The organism is Mesorhizobium sp. M7A.T.Ca.US.000.02.2.1 (assembly GCF_003996995.1).
In the GTDB taxonomy this organism is placed as follows: domain Bacteria; phylum Pseudomonadota; class Alphaproteobacteria; order Rhizobiales; family Rhizobiaceae; genus Mesorhizobium.
The window spans coordinates 1-2230 of the sequence record NZ_RZTT01000651.1; the positions used below are offsets into that span (position 1 = coordinate 1).

The following is a 2230-nucleotide window of genomic DNA, read 5'->3' on the forward strand; positions in this document are numbered from 1 at the left end:
CGACTGGCACGGTAGGGGACATGAATTCGAACGCGGATCAGAATTGCCCGACCAACCCGCAAGGCGCGCAGACGGACGCCGATGGTAACGCGACGGCGCCAACGGTAAACGATAATAATTGTGGCAAGTAACCGCACACGGATGAAGCCGCTGGGCATCGCCCAGCGGCTTCATCCGTTTCTCTGGTCCGCAGCACTCGTTTTGCCGAACAGCCGGATTTGTGGAGCGGGTTTTCCGGCGGGCGGGCGCAAAAACAGGTGTTTTGAATTGAGCAGCCGTTTGAGCACTCTGCCGTAGGTAAAATACAGGACCCGACCGTTGGCGAGATCGAATTCCACTGTTCCCCACCGCCTGACCGGGGCCTTTCCTGTGCAAGGCCCCAGCCTTCTGATCTGGAATCCCAGCCTGACTTTGCGCGTTCCGATTTCAAGATAGATGCCTGGCAGAAGGCCGAGCACATGCCATAGCCGTACAACATGCTCGACCGACATGGCCGGCGAGATTATCAGGTGGCTGGGCTGAAGCCGTGCCCAGACGAAGTCGCCTTTCGGCTGCGGCATTCCTGACAACAGCCCCCGGCAGTAGGCCGGCACCGCCTCGCTCACCAGAATCCGCATAGCGGTTGCCGTGCTGTCGACCAAGGCTTCTCTCGAGGTCCAGTCAGCTTCGGAAAACGGCACCTGCCCGAGAATGTCACCCTCGTCAAAACCGGCGGACATCTTGTGGAGCGTGACGCCGCCATGAGCCGCACACCGGCCGTCCACGGCCAAGCGCTGGGTCGGATGTGGCCCTCGATAGTCGGGGAGCAGCGCCGGGTGGAGGTTGACCCCGCCTTTGGAAAAATGGCCAAGAACCTCTTGAGGGATCAAGACAGGCAAAGTGTAGCAGACCAGCACATCGGCGCGGAGGTCAGACAATTGGCGACCAAGCGCATTCCAATCGTAAGGGCGGCCAAATTCGATCAACTTGACAGGCGTGTTACCGATAAACCGCCTGAGCAGCAGCTTGCGTTGCAGCCTTCGCCGGAAATTGCCGATGCTGAAACCGGTGGGACGACGCCGGAACCCAGGCACGATGATCGCGCCAATTGCATTTCCAGCCTCTAGCCAGCCGGCGAGCAGAGGCCCCGTATGGTTAGAGATATCGAGGACAAAAACGGCTGTGATCGGCTCCGAGTGATCGGTCGATTCGATCGGCCTCATCTTCGGCGGCTCAAACAGGCCGACAGATCAGGGCGAGCTTGTCAGGTCGGCTGAGTGGAAGGCGATGCCAAGGCAGTGACAACCGAAAGACGCTCGCGTTTTACAAACACTGGCTTTTCGTAGATTTTCTTCACGGCCCGTCTCCCGAAATCAACTCTTCCTGCGCAATTGGACCGCGATACGGCAGGCTGTCAACCACCTGACCGTGTTTGCCTACCGCATCCGCATTCGCCGTTGACGAAGGCGTTCGAAGAGCGCTCGGACGTTGTGAAAGCTCAATGGCCGACGCGACACGGTGCGCTGACTGAAAGGGGTTTGGATGCGATGACCTGCTCGACGACACCGTCGAGCAGCAATGCAGGGCAAATCGCAGTTGCGAATCTACGAAACCGCCGTCTCGCGAACCGGCAGCTTCCAGCCTGGCCTGACGAAGTGGCAGGTGTATCCGTTGGGATATTTCTCCAGATAATCCTGATGCTCGGGCTCGGCTTCCCAGAACGGACCAACGGGTGCGACCTCGGTGACGACCCTGCCCGGCCACAGGCCCGAGGCATCGACATCGGCGATGGTGTCCTCGGCGACGCGCTTCTGTTCGTCGCTGGTGTAATAGATCGCCGAGCGATAACTCGTCCCGACATCGTTGCCCTGGCGGTTGCGGGTCGTCGGATCGTGGATCTGGAAAAAGCGTTCCAGCAGCGTGCGATAGCTTATGATGGCCGGATCGAAATTGATCTCGATGGCTTCGGCGTGGGTGCCGTGGTTGCGGTAGGTGGCGTTGGGCACGTCGCCGCCGCTGTAGCCGACACGGGTGGAGATGACGCCGGGATAGCGCCGTATCAAATCCTGCATGCCCCAGAAACAGCCGCCGGCAAGGACTGCACGTTCGGTCGAAGTCGCCATGTCACGTCTCCTCAAAAGCAATTCCAGGAAAAGTGTGTAGCGGTTTTCCGTCTGGAATTGCGTGAAAGCAAGTGGTGTCGCCATAAATGGGCATTGTCACCTGCTTCGTCCAGCGGACGCGGTGGATC

General features: G+C 59.5%; 2 protein-coding genes. Both read right to left on the bottom strand.

Going from position 1 to position 2230, the window contains the following annotated elements; translation table 11 throughout:
• Nucleotides 1-170 precede the first annotated feature (170 nt).
• On the bottom strand, nt 171-1202 hold the full coding sequence (locus EOD15_RS33050) for a formyltransferase family protein (protein WP_127320036.1): 1032 nt from the start codon (nt 1200-1202) through the stop codon (nt 171-173).
• A gap of 381 nt (nt 1203-1583) precedes the next feature.
• Complete coding sequence (msrA, locus tag EOD15_RS33055; protein WP_127320034.1) at nt 1584-2102, bottom strand: peptide-methionine (S)-S-oxide reductase MsrA; 519 nt, start codon at nt 2100-2102, stop codon at nt 1584-1586.
• Nucleotides 2103-2230: the final 128 nt, after the last annotated feature.